Source organism: Parasphingomonas puruogangriensis, assembly GCF_036663635.1.
Lineage (GTDB): Bacteria > Pseudomonadota > Alphaproteobacteria > Sphingomonadales > Sphingomonadaceae > Sphingomonas.
Genome location: NZ_JAXOJI010000012.1, coordinates 1 through 17,223 on the forward strand (window position 1 = coordinate 1; position 17,223 = coordinate 17,223).

Here is a 17,223-nt window from a genome sequence, read left to right on the forward strand (position 1 = left end):
ATCGCTCTGGTCGGCGTGCCGGGGCTAATCGCTGCGATGCAGGCCTGAGCGCCCCGCGCTAGCACGCGCCGCTATCAGCGCTGCTCGACCACCGTTCTCACACAGCCTCGGTGGAGAACGGACATCCGATACGCAACCGCGCCACCTCGCTGTCCTCGTCATAGGCTTCGGTGCATAATGTGGAGAGACACATCACCTAGTATCGGATGGGCAAACGCTTCTGGTACTGTGCCAACAATCTCGAAGCCAAGGCTACGCCAAAGACCGATTGCCACCAGGTTCGTCGATACGACGGCGTTGAACTGGATCGCTCGGAAGCCGCTAGCCTTCGCCCATGCAACCACGGCGTTGCCAAGACTTCTGCCCACGCCCAGCCCGCGAGCGGATGGTGCCACCATGAAGCTGGCGGTCGCGACATGGCTGCCCGGTCCCATTTGGTTCGCACCCATCTTAGCGGTGCCCAAGACACGACTTGTCTCATCGGTTGCTACGATCGTTCGGCCGCCGCCGGCCATCCACAACGATCGAGCATCGTTTTCCGGGAGATCGGTGGGATAGGTGAAGGTGTCGCCTGCTCTCGTCACCAGGCTTATAGTTGGCCAGATGGCCGCCCAGTCGCGCGCTTCCGCCTTACGAACGGTTATATTACCCGAGCTTGCGCCCGTAGGTACATCTCTCGAAGCCGCCGATGTGCCTTCCCGGTTCATGCCCTCATCGTAGCTGCGCAAACCGATCCCGCCAATGTCTGCAATTGGGCGTTTTCCGCCCGACCGCTTTCCACTCCATTTGCTGCCGGTCGCTTTTGGGCGGTTTGATCACTTCTGCACGTCCCGAACGGCGAAAAGTGGTGGAAAACAGACGTTGATCGGCCTTAACGGTCGGCGGGTCCGTTTAATATGAGCCGACTTTCGACCCGCCCTCCTGCCACGTCGGCATCGACCACGAAAGCTCCATCTGCAAGCAGCCATATGTGGACGGCAGACTCGAGAACCTTTTCAGGCACAATCTTATTATGCGTCGATCTTGCCACTCCCGAGATCATCCTGCAATGTAAGCTCTTATCATATAAGAAGAACTTGCTTTTGAATGACACCATCCTTTGAAAGCGGATTTCACTCGTTCCGATCTTTTCATACGCGAGGCGTGACGTTCCAGAAGTGCAAGCACCTAACACCGCCGGCTCAGACTGAATTGTTAACGTCGCAAAGCCACCGTAGTTTGCGATTATGCTGGAGCGCCCTGTTTCCGTTTCAGTCTTAATCAGCGGCTGAACGAACCGATTGTTCTCAGGGCTGGGTATCGGGTAAAGTTCTACGCAGATTGATCCAGCGCAGCTTGTGGGGGCGATCGGAGGAGGGGTCGAACTCGCCCCGGCCGGCAGAAGGGAGAGCGCGAGGGTAGCCACCGCGAGACGAAACTTTGCCATAACAGATCGTAGACTTCTATTATGAACGTCCGCAAGTGGGCGCTTCCTGCCCGGCGGCTTTGGGGCCCGCATAATGATATCCCGTTTCTATTCTCGGCCATCATGGCCGCAGGAGACTGAAAATGGGAAAGGCAGATTGATCCGATCGCGGCGGACCGGCGCGTTTGGAATGCAGGGCTAAAAGTCGGAGCCAAGCGGGCACTCAAGCCGCGCCAGGTCTGGGCGATCCGCTTCTTTCTCGATCAGCACCGGCGCATGCGAGATCGAGCACTGTTTGATCTCGCGATCGACAGCAAGCTACGCGGTTGCGATGTCGTGAAGATCAGGATTGGCGATCTGGTTCTGGGTGGCCAAATCCGGGCTCGCGCGATCGTCGTCCAGGCGAAGACGGGAAAGCCTGTGCAGTTCGAGATTATGCCGGACGCGCGTGCCAGCCTGTTGGCGTGGCTGGACCGGCGCGGCGGCACGCTGACGGACTACGTTTTCCCCAGCCGAATCGATCATGCCGGTCATCTCAGTACGCGACAATATGCTCGTTTGGTTGACGAGTGGGTCGTGGGCGTTGGTCTGCGGCGCGAGGAATATGGAACGCATTCGCTGCGCCGGACGAAGGCGTCGATTATTTATAAGGCGACCGGTAATCTGCGCGCCGTGCAAATCCTGCTTGGCCACACCAAGATCGAAAACACCGTCCGCTACCTGGGCGTCGACGTTGACGACGCGCTAACGCTTGCCGAGGGGACCGAGGTCTGACGGCTTCGGCTCCTCACCGACAGTGAGGAGCCGAACTGCTATGCCATCCATCGCTAATCCGGTGAGCCACAAGAAACTTCGCCCCGTAGATGAACAGACGGCGGCTTTCGGGATTCACCCCGAACAGCTTGAACGTCGCGATCTGGCGCTGAGCTGCCATCATCGGGCATCGTCCACGTGGTAGAAGATGGGATTGTGCATCCACTGGTTGACGGCAGACTCCCGCCAGCCCGCGCAGCGGGTGGCGATGCGCACCTGCTTGGGGAAGGTCCCCATTTGGATCTTCCGGTAGAGCGTCGCGCGCGACAGGCCGGTGCGACCCAGCACGGTATTGAGGCGAAGGAAGCGGTCGGGTTGCTGCTGCGTCATGTTGTTATCTCCTGTGGCTTGTGGGGTCCTTTGTGCTCCTTCAAGACAGAGTTGGTATGATGATCGCTGCCGTCAACTGGGGCCGAATTCCACGGTTTTACGACCGCTTATCCGTAGATGCTCCTGACTATCCTCCACGGTCCCAAACCTACGCCAAAATAAATTTAGCAGACGGGTCACTTGGCGTCTCAGGCTGTTCCAGCCTGACCGCGCTCTACTTCCGCGTGCCGCTCCAGCCGAGCCGCCATGGGCGTCTCGTCGGCGGAGCCGTTACGATCGCATGACGCAGGTCGGTACGCGCCGCGGACCAGTCGGCATGGTGCCCATGCCTCCGATGGTCGCCGCACCAAGGTGGCGGCGGCGTTGTGCCTCCGGCACGCGAACTGGCGAAGGTGGGCGTCGCTGCCCTGTAATCCCGCCGCGGCGTGCCGCAACCTGAGCTGCGCTCAGGTCCTCCACGTACGTTTCGGCCCTGCGGGTGCAGCCCGCCTCTGCCGGCGGGACTTCCGGTCCGCTCCTGCCGCCCACCTCCGCCATTCCGGCGCCGGTTGCGGTGGTTTGGAGTAAGGAAGATGAAGGACAAGACCGATACCAACCGGACGAGCCTCTATGCCGAGGTGACGTCACGCGTGATCGCCGAGCTGGCAGCCGGGCGGCTGCCATGGGTGCAGCCTTGGGACGCCGCGGCGTGCGGGTGTTCGATGCCGCACAACGCCGGGACCGGGCGGCGTTATTCCGGGATCAACGTGCTGATCCTGTGGGCGGCAGTGATCAAGGGCGGCTATCAGTCGCAACGTTGGCTGACCTACCGGCAGGCGCAGGCGGCGGGTGGCAATGTCCGCAAGGGCGAGCGCGGGACGACCGTTTGCTATGCCGATCGTTTCACGCCCAAGGGCGAGCAGACGAGGGCGCAGGACGAGGATCGGGATGCGCGGCAGATTGCGTTTCTCAAGCGCTTTACCGTGTTCAATGTCGATCAGTGCGAGGGGCTGCCAGAGGCGCTGACCTGCATGCCCGATGTGCCAGCGGAGGTTGATATCCTGCCGGAAGTGCAGGCACTGATTGGGGCCAGCGGCGCTGATTTCCGCATCGGAGGCGTCGAAGCCTATTACTCGCCCAGTGCCGATTATGTCGCGGTCCCGCCGCAGGCTGCGTTCGGTGAGCCGATCAACTGGTATCGCACGGCGTTGCATGAGCTTGGACATTGGACCGGGCACAAGAGCCGCTTGGATCGCGAGCAGCGTGGCAGTTTCGGCAGTGGCGACTATGCCCGCGAGGAACTGGTTGCCGAGATGGCCAGCGCTTTTGCTTGCGCGTCACTGTCGATCCAGCCGACCGTGCGGCATGCCGATTATATCGGCAGTTGGCTGGCCGTGCTGCGCGAGGACGAAAAGGCAATCTTCCGCGCCGCGAGTGCTGCCAGCAAGGCCGCAGATTATCTGCTCGAATTTCGCAGCGAATGCGATGGCGAGAGCGAGCAGGGGAGGGCGGCGTGACCAGCCATCCCCAACAGCCGAACCCGGATCGTCGTGGCGCTTCCCACCGCGAGCGGCAAACGTCGGACGGCACGTCTCAGCCTGATAAACTTGTGCGGATGGAGCAAGCAATGTTGGCCCTGCCGCGGATGACGCGCGAGGTATTCCTGGCGCACCGCCTCGACGGCTACAGCTATACCGACATTGCCCGGCTAACCGGCATGAGCGTTCATCGTGTCGAGCGCCATATGGCGACAGCGATCTATCATCTGTCGCGCTTCATGGACGGCGACGAACGCACGCCCTGGCAACGCCGATGGCAGTCGCTTCTGCCGCGATGGCGCTGCTGAAAACTCAGCCTCGTCGGCATGGCCGGCGAGGCTGTCCGAACGCTCGTCAAGCGGTTAGGATAGCTCGCGATGCAAACCAGTCTTGATCATCTGCCGCCAGCCAAACAGCGCGAGCTGGAACGCGTCGTGCGGATCCTGTTCGAGCAGTTTGGCGACGCAACGGCGATCGCAACGTCGGACTGGAAGAAACAGGCGCGCATCCTCAAAGTGATCCTGTACGGCAGCTATGCGCGCGGCGGCTGGGTCGACGAACCGCATACGGCCAAGGGCTATCAGTCCGACTTCGATCTGTTGGTAATCGTCAATCACGAGAAGCTCACCGACCGCGTTGAATTCTGGTCGACCGCCGAGGACACTCTCAACCGTGAGCTGGCGATCACCAAAACGCTCAGGACGCCGGTCAATTTCATCGTGCACACGTGGCAGGAAGTGACCGCCGGATTGTCCGACGGGCGCTATTTTTTCATCGACATCGCTCGCGACGGCATCGCGCTCTATCAGAGCGATGATACCGAGCTTCCCGAGCCGCAGCCCAAGACGCCGGACCAGGCTCTGGCTATGGCGCGGGAATACTTTGAGGAGTGGTTGCCAAGCGCAGAACAGTTCCTGATACAAGGCCAAGAGGCATCGGCGCGGGGTTGGCTTAATAAAGCGGCCTTCGAGATGCACCAAGCTGCCGAGCGGTATTTCCACTGCGTTTTGCTCGTCTGCAGGTTCTATACACCACATGTGCACAATCTCGGCTTCCTGCGCACTCAGGCCGAGCGGATCGATCCGCGGCTGATCGAGGTCTGGCCGCGCGAAACCAAGGCCGACCGCGCCCGCTTTGAAAAACTGAAAGAAGCGTACGTGAAGGCGCGCTACTCGAAGCATTACCGGATCAGCGAAGAGGAACTCACGTGGCTCGGCGAGCGCGTCGAAGCTCTCGGCCATGTCGTGCAAGTCATCTGCGAAGAGCATATCGCCGCGCTCGAGCGCAGCGCGGCTGCCTGATCGTCAGCCGCGGTCGGCATCCTTCAAAGCGCCGGCGATCATCGCGGCCAGCGCCTCTTCGGCCCGTTGACGCGTGGCCTTCTCCTTCGACAACAATTCCTGCCGGATCCAGTCCGGTGCCCGCGCGATGATGGCGGTGATCGTCGCTTGCAGATTGTCATTCATGATGGCGCTATGGCTGGCGTTCATTGTCCGCGGCAAGCGCGAACGCGCGCTTGCCGCGGCGACGCCATAAAGCAAGCGCGTCATCGCCGCGCTCGCTGCGCAATGTCGCCGCCCCTTCGACCATCAGGCCGAACATGGCGGCGCGGTCGTCATCGGTCAGCTCGACCAGACCGGGCTTCACGACCAGCCCGCCGAGCTCGATCAAATGACGGGTTCGTTCGCGCCGCTTCACGACCCAGGCGCGCTTGTCGTCACGAGCGATCCCCGCTTGCAGGCGGTGCTGCGCTGCGGTCAGTCGCCGGATTGCCGCGCCCGTTGCCGTCAGCGCCACTGCGAGCTTTGCGTGCGTCCTGAAAGAATGCGGCTCCCCTCCCGTGCCAGCCCTCCTTCGTCGACTGCTCTTCCGTTTTAGCAGCGGAAAGCAGTGCCCCAGCGAGCTGTTCAAGCGGCATCGCGTCGGCGCCAGTAGCGATGATCAGCTCACCGAGCTGGCGCACCCGCTGCTCTTTCAGCAGCTTTGCCTTTGTGCCGAGTGCCTTTAGTTCAGCATCGAAGTCTCGGGGCTTGCGCATCGGTTCATCCTCCTTTGTAAATTGAGGACGAACCAGTTATCGTGTGCGTCGATCAGGCTCAACACCCTGAGATATCCTGGTATTGTGCAGTCCCGAGATAGATGAAATCTTTCGAGGGCGCGCTTATACGTCGTGCCGACGTCGCTTGTGTAGTGTAGATGGATTGCCGTCATGGCGATCTACCATTTCTCGGCAAAGATAATCTCGCGCGGCAGCGGCTCCAGCGCGCTTGCCGCTGCGGCCTATCGCTCGGCCTCGCGGCTCTACGATAACCGGCTCGATCGTCATCACGACTTCTCGAACAAAGCCGGTGTCGTGCATTCCGAGGTGATACTGCCGGACGGTGCGCCCGACGCATGGTCCGACCGCGAGCAGCTCTGGAACGACGTCGAGGCGGTCGAGAAGCGGATGGACGCGCAGCTCGCCCGCGAGATCGAGTTCGCTATCCCGCGCGAGCTGTCGAAGGAAGATGGCATCGCGCTTGCACGCGACTTCGTCCGCGACGAGTTCGTCGATCACGGCATGGTCGCTGACCTCAACGTGCACTGGGATATCGGCGCAGATGGCCTGGCCAAGCCGCACGCTCACGTCATGCTCACGACGCGATCGGTGACCGAGGACGGGTTCGGACCAAAGAACCGCGACTGGAACCGCACCGATCTGCTGGAGAAATGGCGCGAGCGCTGGGCCGAGCATGCCAATCAGCGGCTGGCCGAGCTCGATATCGATGCGCGGATCGATCATCGCTCGTTTGAGGCACAGGGGATCGAGCTCGAGCCGCAGAACAAGATCGGCCCTGCCGCCGCGCGGATGGAGGCGCAGGGCCTCGAAACCGAACGGCTCGAAGAGCATTTCGAGATCGCGCGCCGCAACGGCAACAGTATCATTGCCAATCCCGGCATCGCGCTTGACGCGATCACCCGCAACCAGGCGACCTTCACCAACCGTGACCTCGCCATGTTCATCCACCGCCACAGTGATGACCAGGAGCAGTTCGACCAAGCGATGGGGGCGGTGCGCGGATCGCCTGACCTGGTCGCGCTCGGCAAAGACGGAAAAGGCGAGGCCCGCTTCACCAGCCGCGACATGATCCACACCGAACAACAGCTCGAGCGCGCGACCCGGATGATGGCCGAGCGCGAGCGGCACGGCGTCACCGAGCGCGATCGCCAGCGCGCGATTGCCGAGGCCGAACGCGCAGGGCTGATCCTGTCCGAGGAGCAGAGCTCAGCACTGGACCATGTCACACGGGGTGACGGTCTGAGTGTTGTCGTCGGCTATGCCGGCACTGGCAAGTCGGCAATGCTGGGCGTAGCGCGCGAAGCCTGGGAGAGCGCCGGCTATGACGTGCATGGCGCCGCACTGTCGGGCATCGCTGCTGAAAATCTCGAAAGCGGATCGGGTATCGCGTCGCGCACGATCGCGAGCATGGAACATCAATGGGACCAGGGCCGCGAATTGCTCGACCAGAACTCGGTGCTGGTGATCGATGAAGCCGGGATGATCGGCACGCGGCAGATGGAACGCGTCGTCAGCGAGGCCGAGAAGCGCGGCGCCAAGATCGTGCTGGTCGGCGATCCCGAGCAGCTTCAGTCGATTGAGGCAGGTGCCGCATTCCGCTCGGTCGCCGAGCGTCACGGTGCGGTCGAGATCACCGACATCCGTCGCCAGCAAGAGGACTGGCAGCGTGACGCGACGCGGCATCTCGCAACCGGGCGAACCCGCGAAGCGATCCAGGCCTATGACGACCACGACAGCGTGCATGAAGCCGCATCGCGCGATGACGCGCGCGTCGATCGCTGGGATCGTGATCGCCTCGCCAATCCCGACCTGTCGCGGATCATCCTCACCCACACCCGCGATGAAGTCCAGGCGCTAAATGAAGTCGCGCGCGAGCGGCTGCGTGCGGCGGGGCAGTTTGGCGAGGACGTTACCATCGCCACCGAGCGTGGCTCGCGCGACTTCGCGCCCGGCGACCGTGTGATGTTTCTGAAGAACGAGCGCGAGCTCGGCGTGAAGAACGGCACGCTCGGTACGGTCGAGAGCGTGAGCCGTGTGCGCATGGCGGTGCAACTCGACAATGGGCGATCGGTAGCGTTCGACTTGAAGGACTATTCCCAGGTCGATCACGGTTACGCCGCAACGATCCACAAGGCTCAGGGCATGACGGTCGACCGTACGCATGTTCTGGCGACACCGGGGATGGACAGTCACTCCTCCTATGTCGCGCTGTCACGGCACCGCGAGGGTATGGACCTGCATTACGGCAAGGATGACTTTGCCGATCAGGGGCGACTTGTTCGTACGCTGTCGCGCGAGCGCGCCAAGGATATGGCTAGCGACTACGGTCGTGGTGCGACACCGGAACGAGATTTTGCCGAGCGTCGTGGGATCGCCGTGCGCGAGCGCATTGCCGACATGGCCAAAGCCGTCCCGGAGAAAGTGCGCGGGATGTTCGATGGCTTGCGGCTTTCCGTGAAGGCGCCCGAACCAGAGGTACAGGAGCCGACGGACAGCATCGCTGCGGTGCGCGATCGGACGATCGCGCGGCATGCGCGCGCGGTACAGGCGATCTTCACGATGCAGGATCGCGGCGGCGACGCTGCGCCCGATCAGTTGCGCGATCTCGGCGAGGCACGACGCGATCTCAACAACCTTCGTCAACACGCCGCGACCGATGCCGAAAGCGCCTATTCGCGGGACGCGTCGCTTGCACCGGAAGCGGCGCGTGGCGATACCGAGCGCGCACGGCTGGCGATAATCCGCGAGCGCGAGGTCCGCACCAATCCCGAACTCAGGGCCGACGGGTTCGTGGAGCGCTGGAACCGGCTGAGTGCCGGAGCCGAACGTGCCTATGCCTCAGGCGACTATGAGCGTCGCCGCGCGCTGCAGGATGATATGCGCGGTATGGCGAAGTCCCTTGAGCGTGATCCGCAGATGGAATCGATATTAGCCAACCGCAAGCAGCAGCTCGGGATCCAGTTCGAAACCGGGCGCAAGCTTGGTGCCGAGCTCGCGTTCAATCATGGCATCGATTTAGGCCGGGGCCTCGGGATCGGAATGTAGGCTTCTTGGGCTCGTGCTGCCAGTCGCCGACGCTAATAGAATTCGTGACTTTGGGTGGGGGCGGACGGGCTGCTTTTAGGGTCATTTGGGTGGAAACCGGTCTGGCTGCTTTCGAGCGCTGAACTAACGATTCCAGCCGTTCATTCAGTTGGGGTCACGGCTGTTACCTGCCCAGGGTCGACCATCTAGCGGTCGCATGATAAATCCCGACGGCTGGCTGTCGTCCTGTCTGGTCGGCAACGGCGTGCGCTATTTGAAAGGGTGCAAACGAATAGCAACTCAAGTAATCAGCAGGACGTCACCGGGAAGGGTGCGGATGTTGAGGCGGAGCAATTGCTGCAACTGCCGGATGGCTGCATCGATCTCTGCGGTATAGAAAATGCCGCTTACCGGTCGGTTGCCGGTCGATGTGTCGGTCAAGACGATCGCTACGGGGCGATAGCGATTGAATTGTTCGATGACCTCGGAAAGGGGGGTATCCCTGAAATGCAGCATTCCCTGGCGCCAACTGCTCGATTCGCCGGCCTTTATGGCATGGCGGGTGGCGACCCCGTCGGCATTCAGGCGCCATTCCGTGTTCGCACTAAGGCGCGACGTAGTGCCCGCGCGACGGCATTCGATCGTCCCTTCGAGGCAGACTAGGCGAACGCCGCCGGCCAATGTTTCGACATTGTAGCTGGCGTTTGTCGCTAGCACGCTGGCCTCGCCCACCGCCAATCGGAATGGCGCGCCTCGACGCACTGCAACAAACGTTTCGCCGTTGATCAGCCGCATTCCACTTCCGCCTGACGTCAGGGCCACGCTGGTGCGCGAATTGAGCTCCACATCGACACCGGCGACGGGCGTGAACGCGTACCGTTGGCCGGGGCCGGTACGGTGATCGGCCATCATCTCCGCAAAAGATGGCCACAATCCGAGCGGTGGGCGGGCCAGCCCGATCGCGACGATCGCGGCCATTGCGGAGCCGCCACCCGCGAGCATCGCGCGGCGACTGACACGCGGCTCGGCGAGCATCGCCCGCCCGATCGACCGCGTGCCGGCCAGCGCACGGAATGCCGTGTCATGCTCGGGTCGCGCCGCGCGCCATGTGGCTAGCGCGCGCAGATCCTGCTCGGTCGCGTCGCCTGACGACAGGCGCACGATCCAGTCCACCGCCTCGAGCACGGCGGCATCCAGGTCTTGCGTGTCCAGATCGTGCGGACGCGCCATCAGCGACGGCATAAGACGGCCGGACAGGTCGATCGGTTCGCCCGTTGGTTTGGCATGGTCATCTTCCCCTAACGATCCCTAGACACTTTGAAGGCCTGCTTCGCGAAACCATCTTTACCGATGAAGCGCAGCGCCACGTGCAGCAGCGCGGTGCGCAACTCGCTCTGGATGGTGCGCACCGAGACGCCGTAGCGCTCGGCCAGCTCGGCATGCGTCGCCTCGCCGACATAGCTTTCGAGAAAGATGTCGCGTTGGCGGCGCGTGAGGCTGGCCAGCGTGCGGCGCAGCGCGGCGATCTCGCTGCGGGCGATCGCGATCCGCTCCGGCCCCGGCGCATCGTCGGCCAGTTCGAGCACGGCATCGATCGCGACGGTGCCAAGCGCGCGACGGTCGCGCGCGGACAGCTTGGCGGCGCTGTTGAGCGCGGCGCGAAACAGATAGGCGTCGGCATTGTCGACCGGCGCAAGATCGGCACCTGCATTCAGCCGCAGCCAAGTATCGTGCAGCGCTTCGGTGGCGAGGTCGGTCGATCCCAGCCGCCGCGACAAGCGATCGCGCAGCAACGTGTAGCGCTCGCCGAGCAGGCGGACGAGGACGGCGCGGGTCGATATCGTCACGGCATCGTCCGACCGTCATTCAGGCCCTTGCCGGCAATGTCGAAGCGCAACGGCTGCGGCAGACCGCTTGCCGGTGGCCTGCCGATATCCTGCCCCAGCACGACGCGGGGTACGCCCCCGTCCAATGCCGCCGAGCCGCTCGGCCTGACGACGGTCGCGCGATCGATGCGCCCCCGCGCGTCGATCGCGATCGCGATACGCAACTGGAAACTGACGCCCTGATAGGTGCGGTCGCGCGCGAACAGCGACCGGACGGCGCTTTCGGCGCGGCGCACATACTCGAGGACCGCGCCGCGATCGCGCTGCCCGATCAGGCGCGGCGCACGCACCACCGCCAGATCGAAGGTCATCGTCGGCCGGTCGCGCGACAGGCGCGCCCCTAAGCCGGTGTCGGCGATCGCCGCCGCCGGAACACGCGGATCGTAGATGATCGCCGCGCGGGGGCCGGTGAAGCGCGCGGCAAGGCCGGTACCGGCCAGGATGTGGCGCAAGGCGAGCGGCGGGGTGAGGCTGCCGCGGAGCGGCGCCGATCGCAAGGTGGCGACGACGACGGGTTCGAAGGCGATGCTGATCCGCGATCGCGTGGCCAGCGTATCGAGCGCGTCAGCCAGCGGTTGCGCCGGCATGTCGTACGCCTGTTGTTCAGGCGGCGGGGGCGGCGCCGTCGGGGCGGTGAGGCGCGCCGCGCCCGGCGGCGGCAGCAATTCGACGACCAGCAGGAACGGCACGAAACGGGCAAGCGCGGATCCGATCATGCTAGCCGAGGCGGAACGATACCGGCAGCCGGATGTCGAGCGTGTCTGGCCATCCCGCCGGGAAGGACGGCAGCGGCTGCGCGCGCAGGATCGCTGCGATCGTTTCGCGGTCGATCTCGGCCACGCCGGAGCTCGTGTCGATCCATGCCTGTTCGACCTGCCCGTTACGTTTGACCGTGAAATGGAGCAGCACCATGCCTTGCCGGCCGGTGCTGGCGGCCGCGGACGGATACAGCCGATAGCGGGCGAGATGCGTCTGCACACTGTCCCGCCAGGCCTGCGCTTCCGCGCTCGGCAGATCGGTCATCGCGGGCGTGCTCGATGCTGTCGCCGGCGGCGCGCCGGGCGCGGCATGGGTGAGCGGCGCCGGATCGGCTGCTGCCAGGTCGCCATGCCTGCCAGGCACGTCCGCCACGACTGCGGGGGAGAGCCGGTGTCGTGGTTGCTGGCCGGCTTGCGGCGCGGACGGCGTTGCCGCGCCCGGCCGCTCAAGCGGGATCAGTTCGACGACCAGCGGCGTGCCCGCGGCCTGTTGCGCTGCGCCGGGACGGGCCGTGCCGGAGGCCATGGCGCTGATCAGCGCCCATCCCAGCGCGACGTGCAGCGACAGCGTGACGCCGAACGACACCATTCTTTCCATCTGATTGGCCCTGATCATTCCGTCACGCGCATGTCATCAAAGCCGCCCTAGGCGCGGTTTGTCTCGCTTGCGTGACAATGCCACGGCCGTGTTCGTCGGCGCAGCGGCGCGGTTGCCGATAAAATAGTCTGCGCGAACACCTCGGGGATGGATCTCTAGTGTTGGAGGTCGCTGATGCGCGCTGGTGGGTCGATGGTGAATAGTGGACATGATAGAGCGCAGGCCGTGCGCTGCCTGGCCGGCAGCCGTGCCGCGCCATGGCCGTCGCCCGTCCGCGTGGGGCAGATCGATTGCCGCAGGCTTGCCTTTGCCGCGGCGGACACGTTTTCGTTCCAGCCGGACGTGGATGTGCTGCACATGCTCCTGCCGCTGTCCGGTGCGGAACCGATCGTCCGCAGTGCCGACATAGAGCGGTTGGGGCACGGGTTGGGGTTGGGGCAGGCGTTGATCGCCAGCCAGATGGCCACCGACTGCCATTTCGAAAGCCCCGGCGCGGCGATGGTAATCAATATTCCCCGCCTTGCGCTTCAGGCTGCGACCTTTGCGGCGCGCGGCGAACCCCGCAGGCTCGGCCGGGTAACTATGATGGTCGATTGCGCCGGCCGGACGCCGTTGCGGCGCGCTGTTTCGTCGCTGCCGCCGTATCGCGATTTCTGTGGCGACGCTGCCATGGCGTCCGACACTGCCGACCAAACCATCATGGCGGCGATCGGCGAGGCATTGTGTTGCCACGATGCCGATCATGGCGGATTTCCGATCGCCGCCTCGGTGCAGCGCGCGCTCGACTGGCTCGGCCTTGCCGACCCGCCGATATCGCTGGATGACCTGGTTCGCGCCGCGGCGGTCGCGCCGACGACGTTGAGCCGGGCGGTACGCGATACGACTGGGGTGTCGCTGACCAAGCTGATGCAGAATGCGCGGCTCGATTGGGCGCATGCCCGATTGTGCAGTGCGCGCGAGACGCGCGCCGTATCGGCCGTGGCAGCCGCCATCGGCTATCATCCCACCGTGTTCACCCGCACCTATCAGCGCCGTTTCGGCCAAACGCCGACACAAGCACGTGCCCAGGCAATTGCAACTATACGGTACTAAAACAGCCATCAAACTTATGATCCATCAAGCAAGAGCTTTCGATATTGGTTCGAAGGCCGCGTATCTCCATGTCTGTTAAAGATGTAAAAACAAATAACAAAATATAGATATCTGCGTGTATTGTATGACATCACTCTTCAAATTTCAACAGCTGTCATCAAAGCTACTTAATAAGAAGCCCGAGCGGGTATAAACATGGCATGCTGCCGTTTGTTGTTGAAAGCAAAGTCGCTATGCTCGTAACGGATTTTCATCACAGGACGCTGCGCTGCAACATAAAACGCGCACGGACTGGTTTTCAAACGAGCTGCCGATGCCGTCCGCCTTTGCGGTGGCGCCGGTGACGGGGGATACGATTTTGACGTTCGATGACAGCCACTGGCGCGTGTTGCCCGGCCTGACGGCGCTCGCCTTCGCGCTGACCGCTGGGGCGGCGGCGGCGCAGGAAGCGCCGCCGGCTGCGCCCGTTGCAGTACAGGAGCAGGCGGCACCAGCCGCACCGGCAGCGGCGTTCGAGATCCGTGCCTTTGCGGTGCGCGGTAACAAGGTGCTGTCGGCGGATGCGGTCGAGCGCGCGATCTATCCGTTCACCGGGCCGGACAAGAGCGCCGCGGATGTCGAGCTGGCGCGTGCGGCGCTGCAAAAGGCGTTCGAGGATGCCGGCTATGTCGCGGTGTCGGTGTTCATCCCCGAACAGGGTGTCGAGAGTGGTATCCTGAGCCTGGAGGTGCAGCAGCAGGCGATCGGGCAGGTGCTGGTGGAAGGCACCAAGCGGCAGGACGCAGTGCGCGCGCTGGCGCCGTCGCTGACGCCGGGCACCACGCCCAACATGCCGGCGTTTCAGCGCGACGTGATTGCGCTCAACCAGAGCCCGCGCCGCCGCGTGACGCCGGAACTGCGCGCCGGCGTGGCGCCGGGCACGCTCGACGTGGTGCTCGCAGTGGAGGAGAGCTCCGCTTTCCACGCCTCGGCCGAGCTCAACAATTTCGCCAGCGCGGCGACCACCGCCCTGCGCGCCTCGGCCACGTTGCGCTACGACGATATGTGGGGCCGCGGCGACAGCCTGTCGATCTCGGCGCAGACCGCGCCGCGGCGCACCCGCGACGGCACCGTGCTGTCGGGCAATTACCTGATGCGGCTCGGCCAAGGCACGCAGGTGATGCTGTACGGCGTCCATTCGGACAGCGACATCGCGGTGGTCGGCGGCACCAGCGTGATCGGCAAGGGTAACATCGTCGGCGCGCGCTTCATCCAGTCGCTGGGCAGCAGCGACGGCTTCTATCACGCGCTGACGCTCGGCATCGACTGGAAGGATTTCACCGAAGACGTGCTGCTCGGCGCGGATCGCGCATCGGCGCCGATCGAATATTTTCCCGTCATCGCGTCGTGGCGCGGCGACTGGACGGCCGACAAGCGCCGCAGCGACGTGACGCTGTCGACGGTGTTCGGCATTCGCGGGCTGGGCGACGACTGGGTGGCGTTCGACGCCAAGCGCTACAATGCGCGCCCGAGCTTCTTCACCGTCAAGCTCGATGCCGGGCATAACCGCGATATCGTCGCCGGCTTGCAGATCGATGCGCGGCTGACCGGGCAATGGTCGCCCGATCCGTTGATCTCCAACGAAGGCTTCAGCCTGGGCGGCATGCAGAGCGTGCGCGGCTATTACGAGAGCGAGCGGCTGGCCGATTACGGTGTCGCCGCGCAGTTCGAACTGCGCTCGCCCAATCTTGGCACGTTGGTCGGCAAGCCGCTCGACGAATTCCGCGTGCTGGGCTTCTGGGATGCGGGCTGGGGCGGGATCCACGATCCGCTGGCCGGGCAGGATCGCAAGTTCCGGCTGATGACCGTCGGCGCCGGGGCGCGCGCGAAAATCTTCTCTTATCTCAACGGCGCGATCGATGTCGGCACGCCGCTGATCTCCGGGCCGGACAGCCTGTCCGGCGACATCTTTGCACGTTTCCGTATCTGGGGGGAATTCTGACCATGTCGATCATTCAACGCATCCGAAAGGGCGCCGTGGCCGGTGGTCTGGCGCTTGCCGCGCTGACCGCCGCCACGCCGGCCGCCGCCTGGTGGGAACCGGATTACGCCTATCGCACCAAGATCAATTTGAACGTCGCCGCCGCCGGGATCACCGGCGAAGTCGCGCGCGCGCCGGTGCTGGTGCGGCTGCACAGCGGGAACTTCAATTTCAAGGACGTGAAGCCGGACGGTTCGGACCTGCGCTTCGTCGCCGGCGACGATCGCACGCCGCTCAAATTCCATATCGAACGCTGGTCGCCGCAGGATCAGCAGGCGTTGGTATGGGTCGACGTCCAGGGGTTGCAGCCGGGCCAGGCGACGGCGCTGTACGTCTATTACGGTAACAAGGATGCGAAGGCCGGGCAGGACGTCGCCGGCACGTTCGGCAAGGATTACCGCGCGGTCTATCATTTCAGCGACGCCGGCGCGCCGCATGACGCGACCAGCAACGGCGCCCATGCGACCGGTGCCATCGGGCGCAATGCGGGCGGCCTGATCGGTGGCAGCCTGGTGCTCGACGGCAGCGCGCCGCTGCAGCTGTCGGCCGCCGCGTTCGCCGCCGGCCCGCTGTCGGTGAGCTTCTGGGTGAAGCCTAGCGGCGATGGCACGATCTTCACGCTGCCGGGCGCGGTCAGCCTGGTGGCGCAGGGCGGCCAGTTGTTCATCGATGCGAACGGCACGCGCAGCGCCGGCGGCGCGCTGCCCGCCGGCACCTGGGCCAATGTCGCGTTGGTCAACGATGGCACGAAGACCAGCCTGTTCATCGGCGGGAAGCCGGCCGGCGAGACGGCCGGCGCGCTGGCGGCGGCGACCGCACCGGCGGTGTTCGGCCAGGGGTTTGCCGGTGAGATCGACGAACTGCGCATCGCCGGCGTCGCGCTGCCGCAGGCCACATTCCAGCTCGCCGCCGCATCGGAAGGGCAGGGGGCCAAGCTGGTCGCGCTGGACACGGCCGAGCAGGCCGAGAGCGGCGGGCATAATTATTTCGGCATTCTGTTTGCTGCGCTGACGCTGGATGCGTGGATCGTGATCGGCATCCTCGGCATCATGCTGGTGCTGTCGATCTGGGTGATGATCGGCAAGGGGCTGCTGATCAGCCGGGTGCGCCGGGCCAATGAGGATTTCCTCGACGCCTACGGCCAGGTGTCGCGGCGCACCGGCGCGCATGACGGGCTGCCCGCGTTCGATCCGGGTGCAGGCGCGGCGCAGTCGACGCTCGGCAAGCTCTACGGCGTCGGCCGCAAGGAACTGGGCGACCGCTTGGTAGAAGGCCGCGCGTCGGGATCGCGTTTTGCGATCCGCGCACAGTCTATCGCCGCGATCCGCTCCGCGCTCGATGCCGGGCTGGTCCGCTCCAGCCAGCAGCTCAACAAGCAGATGGTGCTGCTGACGATCGCGATCTCGGGCGGGCCGTTCATCGGACTGCTCGGTACCGTGCTTGGGGTGATGATCACCTTCGCCAGCGTGGCGGCCGCTGGTGAGGTCAATATTAACGCGATCGCGCCGGGCATCGCTGCCGCGTTGCTCGCCACCGTTGCCGGCCTTGCGGTCGCGATCCCGGCTTTGTTCGGGTACAATTACCTGCTCAGCCAGGTCGAGGAGATCACCGCCGACAACCAGATCTTCGTCGACGAGCTGGAAAAGCGCATCGCCGAAACCTGGCAGGACCTGCCCGAGCCCGCCCCCGCGCCAACCGCCAAAGCGGCTTGAGGGGAGCAC

General features: G+C 64.2%; 17 protein-coding genes. 8 read left to right on the forward strand and 9 right to left on the reverse strand.

Annotation, left to right across the window (positions count from 1 at the left end; genetic code table 11):
• Positions 1-158 precede the first annotated feature (158 nt).
• Positions 159-707 carry a GNAT family N-acetyltransferase gene (locus tag U1739_RS20010; protein ID WP_332710377.1) on the reverse strand — a complete coding sequence of 183 codons (549 nt, stop codon included), beginning with the start codon at positions 705-707 and terminating at the stop codon, positions 159-161.
• Between the two features lie 854 nt (positions 708-1,561).
• On the opposite strand from U1739_RS20010, the gene U1739_RS20015 reads away from it, so the two are divergent.
• Positions 1,562-2,179 (forward strand): tyrosine-type recombinase/integrase, encoded by a 618-nt coding sequence (locus U1739_RS20015; protein ID WP_332710444.1) that lies wholly within the window; start codon positions 1,562-1,564, stop codon positions 2,177-2,179.
• Positions 2,180-2,338: 159 nt separating this feature from the next.
• Here U1739_RS20015 and U1739_RS20020 read toward each other — a convergent pair whose 3' ends face one another.
• Positions 2,339-2,548 carry a helix-turn-helix transcriptional regulator gene (locus tag U1739_RS20020; protein WP_332710378.1) on the reverse strand — a complete coding sequence of 70 codons (210 nt, stop codon included), beginning with the start codon at positions 2,546-2,548 and terminating at the stop codon, positions 2,339-2,341.
• Between the two features lie 572 nt (positions 2,549-3,120).
• On the opposite strand from U1739_RS20020, the gene U1739_RS20025 reads away from it, so the two are divergent.
• The 3 genes from U1739_RS20025 to U1739_RS20035 all read left to right on the forward strand — a co-directional run bounded on the left by U1739_RS20025 (position 3,121) and on the right by U1739_RS20035 (position 5,366).
• Positions 3,121-4,044 carry an ArdC family protein gene (locus U1739_RS20025; RefSeq protein WP_332710379.1) on the forward strand — a complete coding sequence of 308 codons (924 nt, stop codon included), beginning with the start codon at positions 3,121-3,123 and terminating at the stop codon, positions 4,042-4,044.
• Positions 4,041-4,373 carry a sigma-70 region 4 domain-containing protein gene (locus U1739_RS20030; RefSeq protein WP_332710380.1) on the forward strand — a complete coding sequence of 111 codons (333 nt, stop codon included), beginning with the start codon at positions 4,041-4,043 and terminating at the stop codon, positions 4,371-4,373. Before U1739_RS20025 ends, U1739_RS20030 begins: the two co-directional genes overlap by 4 nt.
• 69 nt (positions 4,374-4,442) lie before the next feature.
• Positions 4,443-5,366, forward strand: a complete 924-nt coding sequence (locus tag U1739_RS20035; RefSeq protein WP_332710381.1) for a HEPN domain-containing protein — start codon at positions 4,443-4,445, stop codon at positions 5,364-5,366.
• A gap of 3 nt (positions 5,367-5,369) precedes the next feature.
• Here U1739_RS20035 and U1739_RS20040 read toward each other — a convergent pair whose 3' ends face one another.
• From U1739_RS20040 to U1739_RS20050, 3 genes are read right to left on the reverse strand one after another with little or no spacing between them, the layout of a single operon-like run.
• Positions 5,370-5,531 carry a DUF6771 family protein gene (locus U1739_RS20040; protein ID WP_332710382.1) on the reverse strand — a complete coding sequence of 54 codons (162 nt, stop codon included), beginning with the start codon at positions 5,529-5,531 and terminating at the stop codon, positions 5,370-5,372.
• 7 nt (positions 5,532-5,538) lie between these two features.
• Positions 5,539-5,862, reverse strand: a complete 324-nt coding sequence (locus U1739_RS20045; protein WP_332710383.1) for a conjugal transfer protein TraD — start codon at positions 5,860-5,862, stop codon at positions 5,539-5,541.
• Positions 5,783-6,103: a conjugal transfer protein TraD gene (locus tag U1739_RS20050; RefSeq protein ID WP_332710384.1), complete on the reverse strand. Its 321-nt coding sequence runs from the start codon at positions 6,101-6,103 to the stop codon at positions 5,783-5,785. Before U1739_RS20050 ends, U1739_RS20045 begins: the two co-directional genes overlap by 80 nt.
• Positions 6,104-6,274: 171 nt before the next feature.
• On the opposite strand from U1739_RS20050, the gene traA reads away from it, so the two are divergent.
• Positions 6,275-9,169 carry a Ti-type conjugative transfer relaxase TraA gene (gene traA / locus U1739_RS20055; protein WP_332710385.1) on the forward strand — a complete coding sequence of 965 codons (2,895 nt, stop codon included), beginning with the start codon at positions 6,275-6,277 and terminating at the stop codon, positions 9,167-9,169.
• Positions 9,170-9,448: 279 nt separating this feature from the next.
• Here the strand turns inward: traA and U1739_RS20060 are convergent, their stop codons facing one another.
• From U1739_RS20060 to U1739_RS20075, 4 genes are all read right to left on the reverse strand, one after another.
• The gene (locus U1739_RS20060; RefSeq protein WP_332710386.1) at positions 9,449-10,378 is read right to left on the reverse strand and encodes a FecR family protein; all 930 of its coding nucleotides are present in this window, start codon (positions 10,376-10,378) and stop codon (positions 9,449-9,451) included.
• 68 nt (positions 10,379-10,446) lie between these two features.
• Positions 10,447-10,995 carry an RNA polymerase sigma factor gene (locus tag U1739_RS20065; RefSeq protein ID WP_332710387.1) on the reverse strand — a complete coding sequence of 183 codons (549 nt, stop codon included), beginning with the start codon at positions 10,993-10,995 and terminating at the stop codon, positions 10,447-10,449.
• Complete coding sequence (locus U1739_RS20070; protein WP_332710388.1) at positions 10,992-11,750, reverse strand: STN domain-containing protein; 759 nt, start codon at positions 11,748-11,750, stop codon at positions 10,992-10,994. Before U1739_RS20070 ends, U1739_RS20065 begins: the two co-directional genes overlap by 4 nt.
• Position 11,751: 1 nt before the next feature.
• On the reverse strand, positions 11,752-12,390 hold the full coding sequence (locus tag U1739_RS20075) for a TonB family protein (protein ID WP_332710389.1): 639 nt from the start codon (positions 12,388-12,390) through the stop codon (positions 11,752-11,754).
• Positions 12,391-12,615: 225 nt separating this feature from the next.
• Between U1739_RS20075 and U1739_RS20080 the strand changes: the two genes are divergently transcribed.
• From U1739_RS20080 to U1739_RS20090, 3 genes are all read left to right on the forward strand, one after another.
• The gene (locus U1739_RS20080) at positions 12,616-13,482 is read left to right on the forward strand and encodes a helix-turn-helix transcriptional regulator (protein ID WP_332710390.1); all 867 of its coding nucleotides are present in this window, start codon (positions 12,616-12,618) and stop codon (positions 13,480-13,482) included.
• 313 nt (positions 13,483-13,795) lie between these two features.
• Complete coding sequence (locus U1739_RS20085; protein ID WP_332710391.1) at positions 13,796-15,463, forward strand: ShlB/FhaC/HecB family hemolysin secretion/activation protein; 1,668 nt, start codon at positions 13,796-13,798, stop codon at positions 15,461-15,463.
• Between the two features lie 2 nt (positions 15,464-15,465).
• The gene (locus tag U1739_RS20090) at positions 15,466-17,214 is read left to right on the forward strand and encodes a DUF2341 domain-containing protein (protein ID WP_332710392.1); all 1,749 of its coding nucleotides are present in this window, start codon (positions 15,466-15,468) and stop codon (positions 17,212-17,214) included.
• Positions 17,215-17,223: the final 9 nt, after the last annotated feature.

Bases quoted from the DNA above. Each gene is read 5' to 3' on its own strand.
- U1739_RS20010 (WP_332710377.1), bottom strand. From the start codon at position 707: ATGAACCGGGAAGGCACATCGGCGGCTTCGAGAGATGTACCTACGGGC.
- U1739_RS20020 (WP_332710378.1), bottom strand. From the start codon at position 2,548: ATGACGCAGCAGCAACCCGACCGCTTCCTTCGCCTCAATACCGTGCTG.
- U1739_RS20025 (WP_332710379.1), top strand. From the start codon at position 3,121: ATGAAGGACAAGACCGATACCAACCGGACGAGCCTCTATGCCGAGGTG.
- U1739_RS20035 (WP_332710381.1), top strand. From the start codon at position 4,443: ATGCAAACCAGTCTTGATCATCTGCCGCCAGCCAAACAGCGCGAGCTG.
- U1739_RS20040 (WP_332710382.1), bottom strand. From the start codon at position 5,531: ATGAATGACAATCTGCAAGCGACGATCACCGCCATCATCGCGCGGGCA.
- U1739_RS20050 (WP_332710384.1), bottom strand. From the start codon at position 6,103: ATGCGCAAGCCCCGAGACTTCGATGCTGAACTAAAGGCACTCGGCACA.
- traA (WP_332710385.1), top strand. From the start codon at position 6,275: ATGGCGATCTACCATTTCTCGGCAAAGATAATCTCGCGCGGCAGCGGC.
- U1739_RS20060 (WP_332710386.1), bottom strand. From the start codon at position 10,378: ATGGCGCGTCCGCACGATCTGGACACGCAAGACCTGGATGCCGCCGTG.
- U1739_RS20070 (WP_332710388.1), bottom strand. From the start codon at position 11,750: ATGATCGGATCCGCGCTTGCCCGTTTCGTGCCGTTCCTGCTGGTCGTC.
- U1739_RS20075 (WP_332710389.1), bottom strand. From the start codon at position 12,390: ATGGAAAGAATGGTGTCGTTCGGCGTCACGCTGTCGCTGCACGTCGCG.
- U1739_RS20085 (WP_332710391.1), top strand. From the start codon at position 13,796: ATGCCGTCCGCCTTTGCGGTGGCGCCGGTGACGGGGGATACGATTTTG.
- U1739_RS20090 (WP_332710392.1), top strand. From the start codon at position 15,466: ATGTCGATCATTCAACGCATCCGAAAGGGCGCCGTGGCCGGTGGTCTG.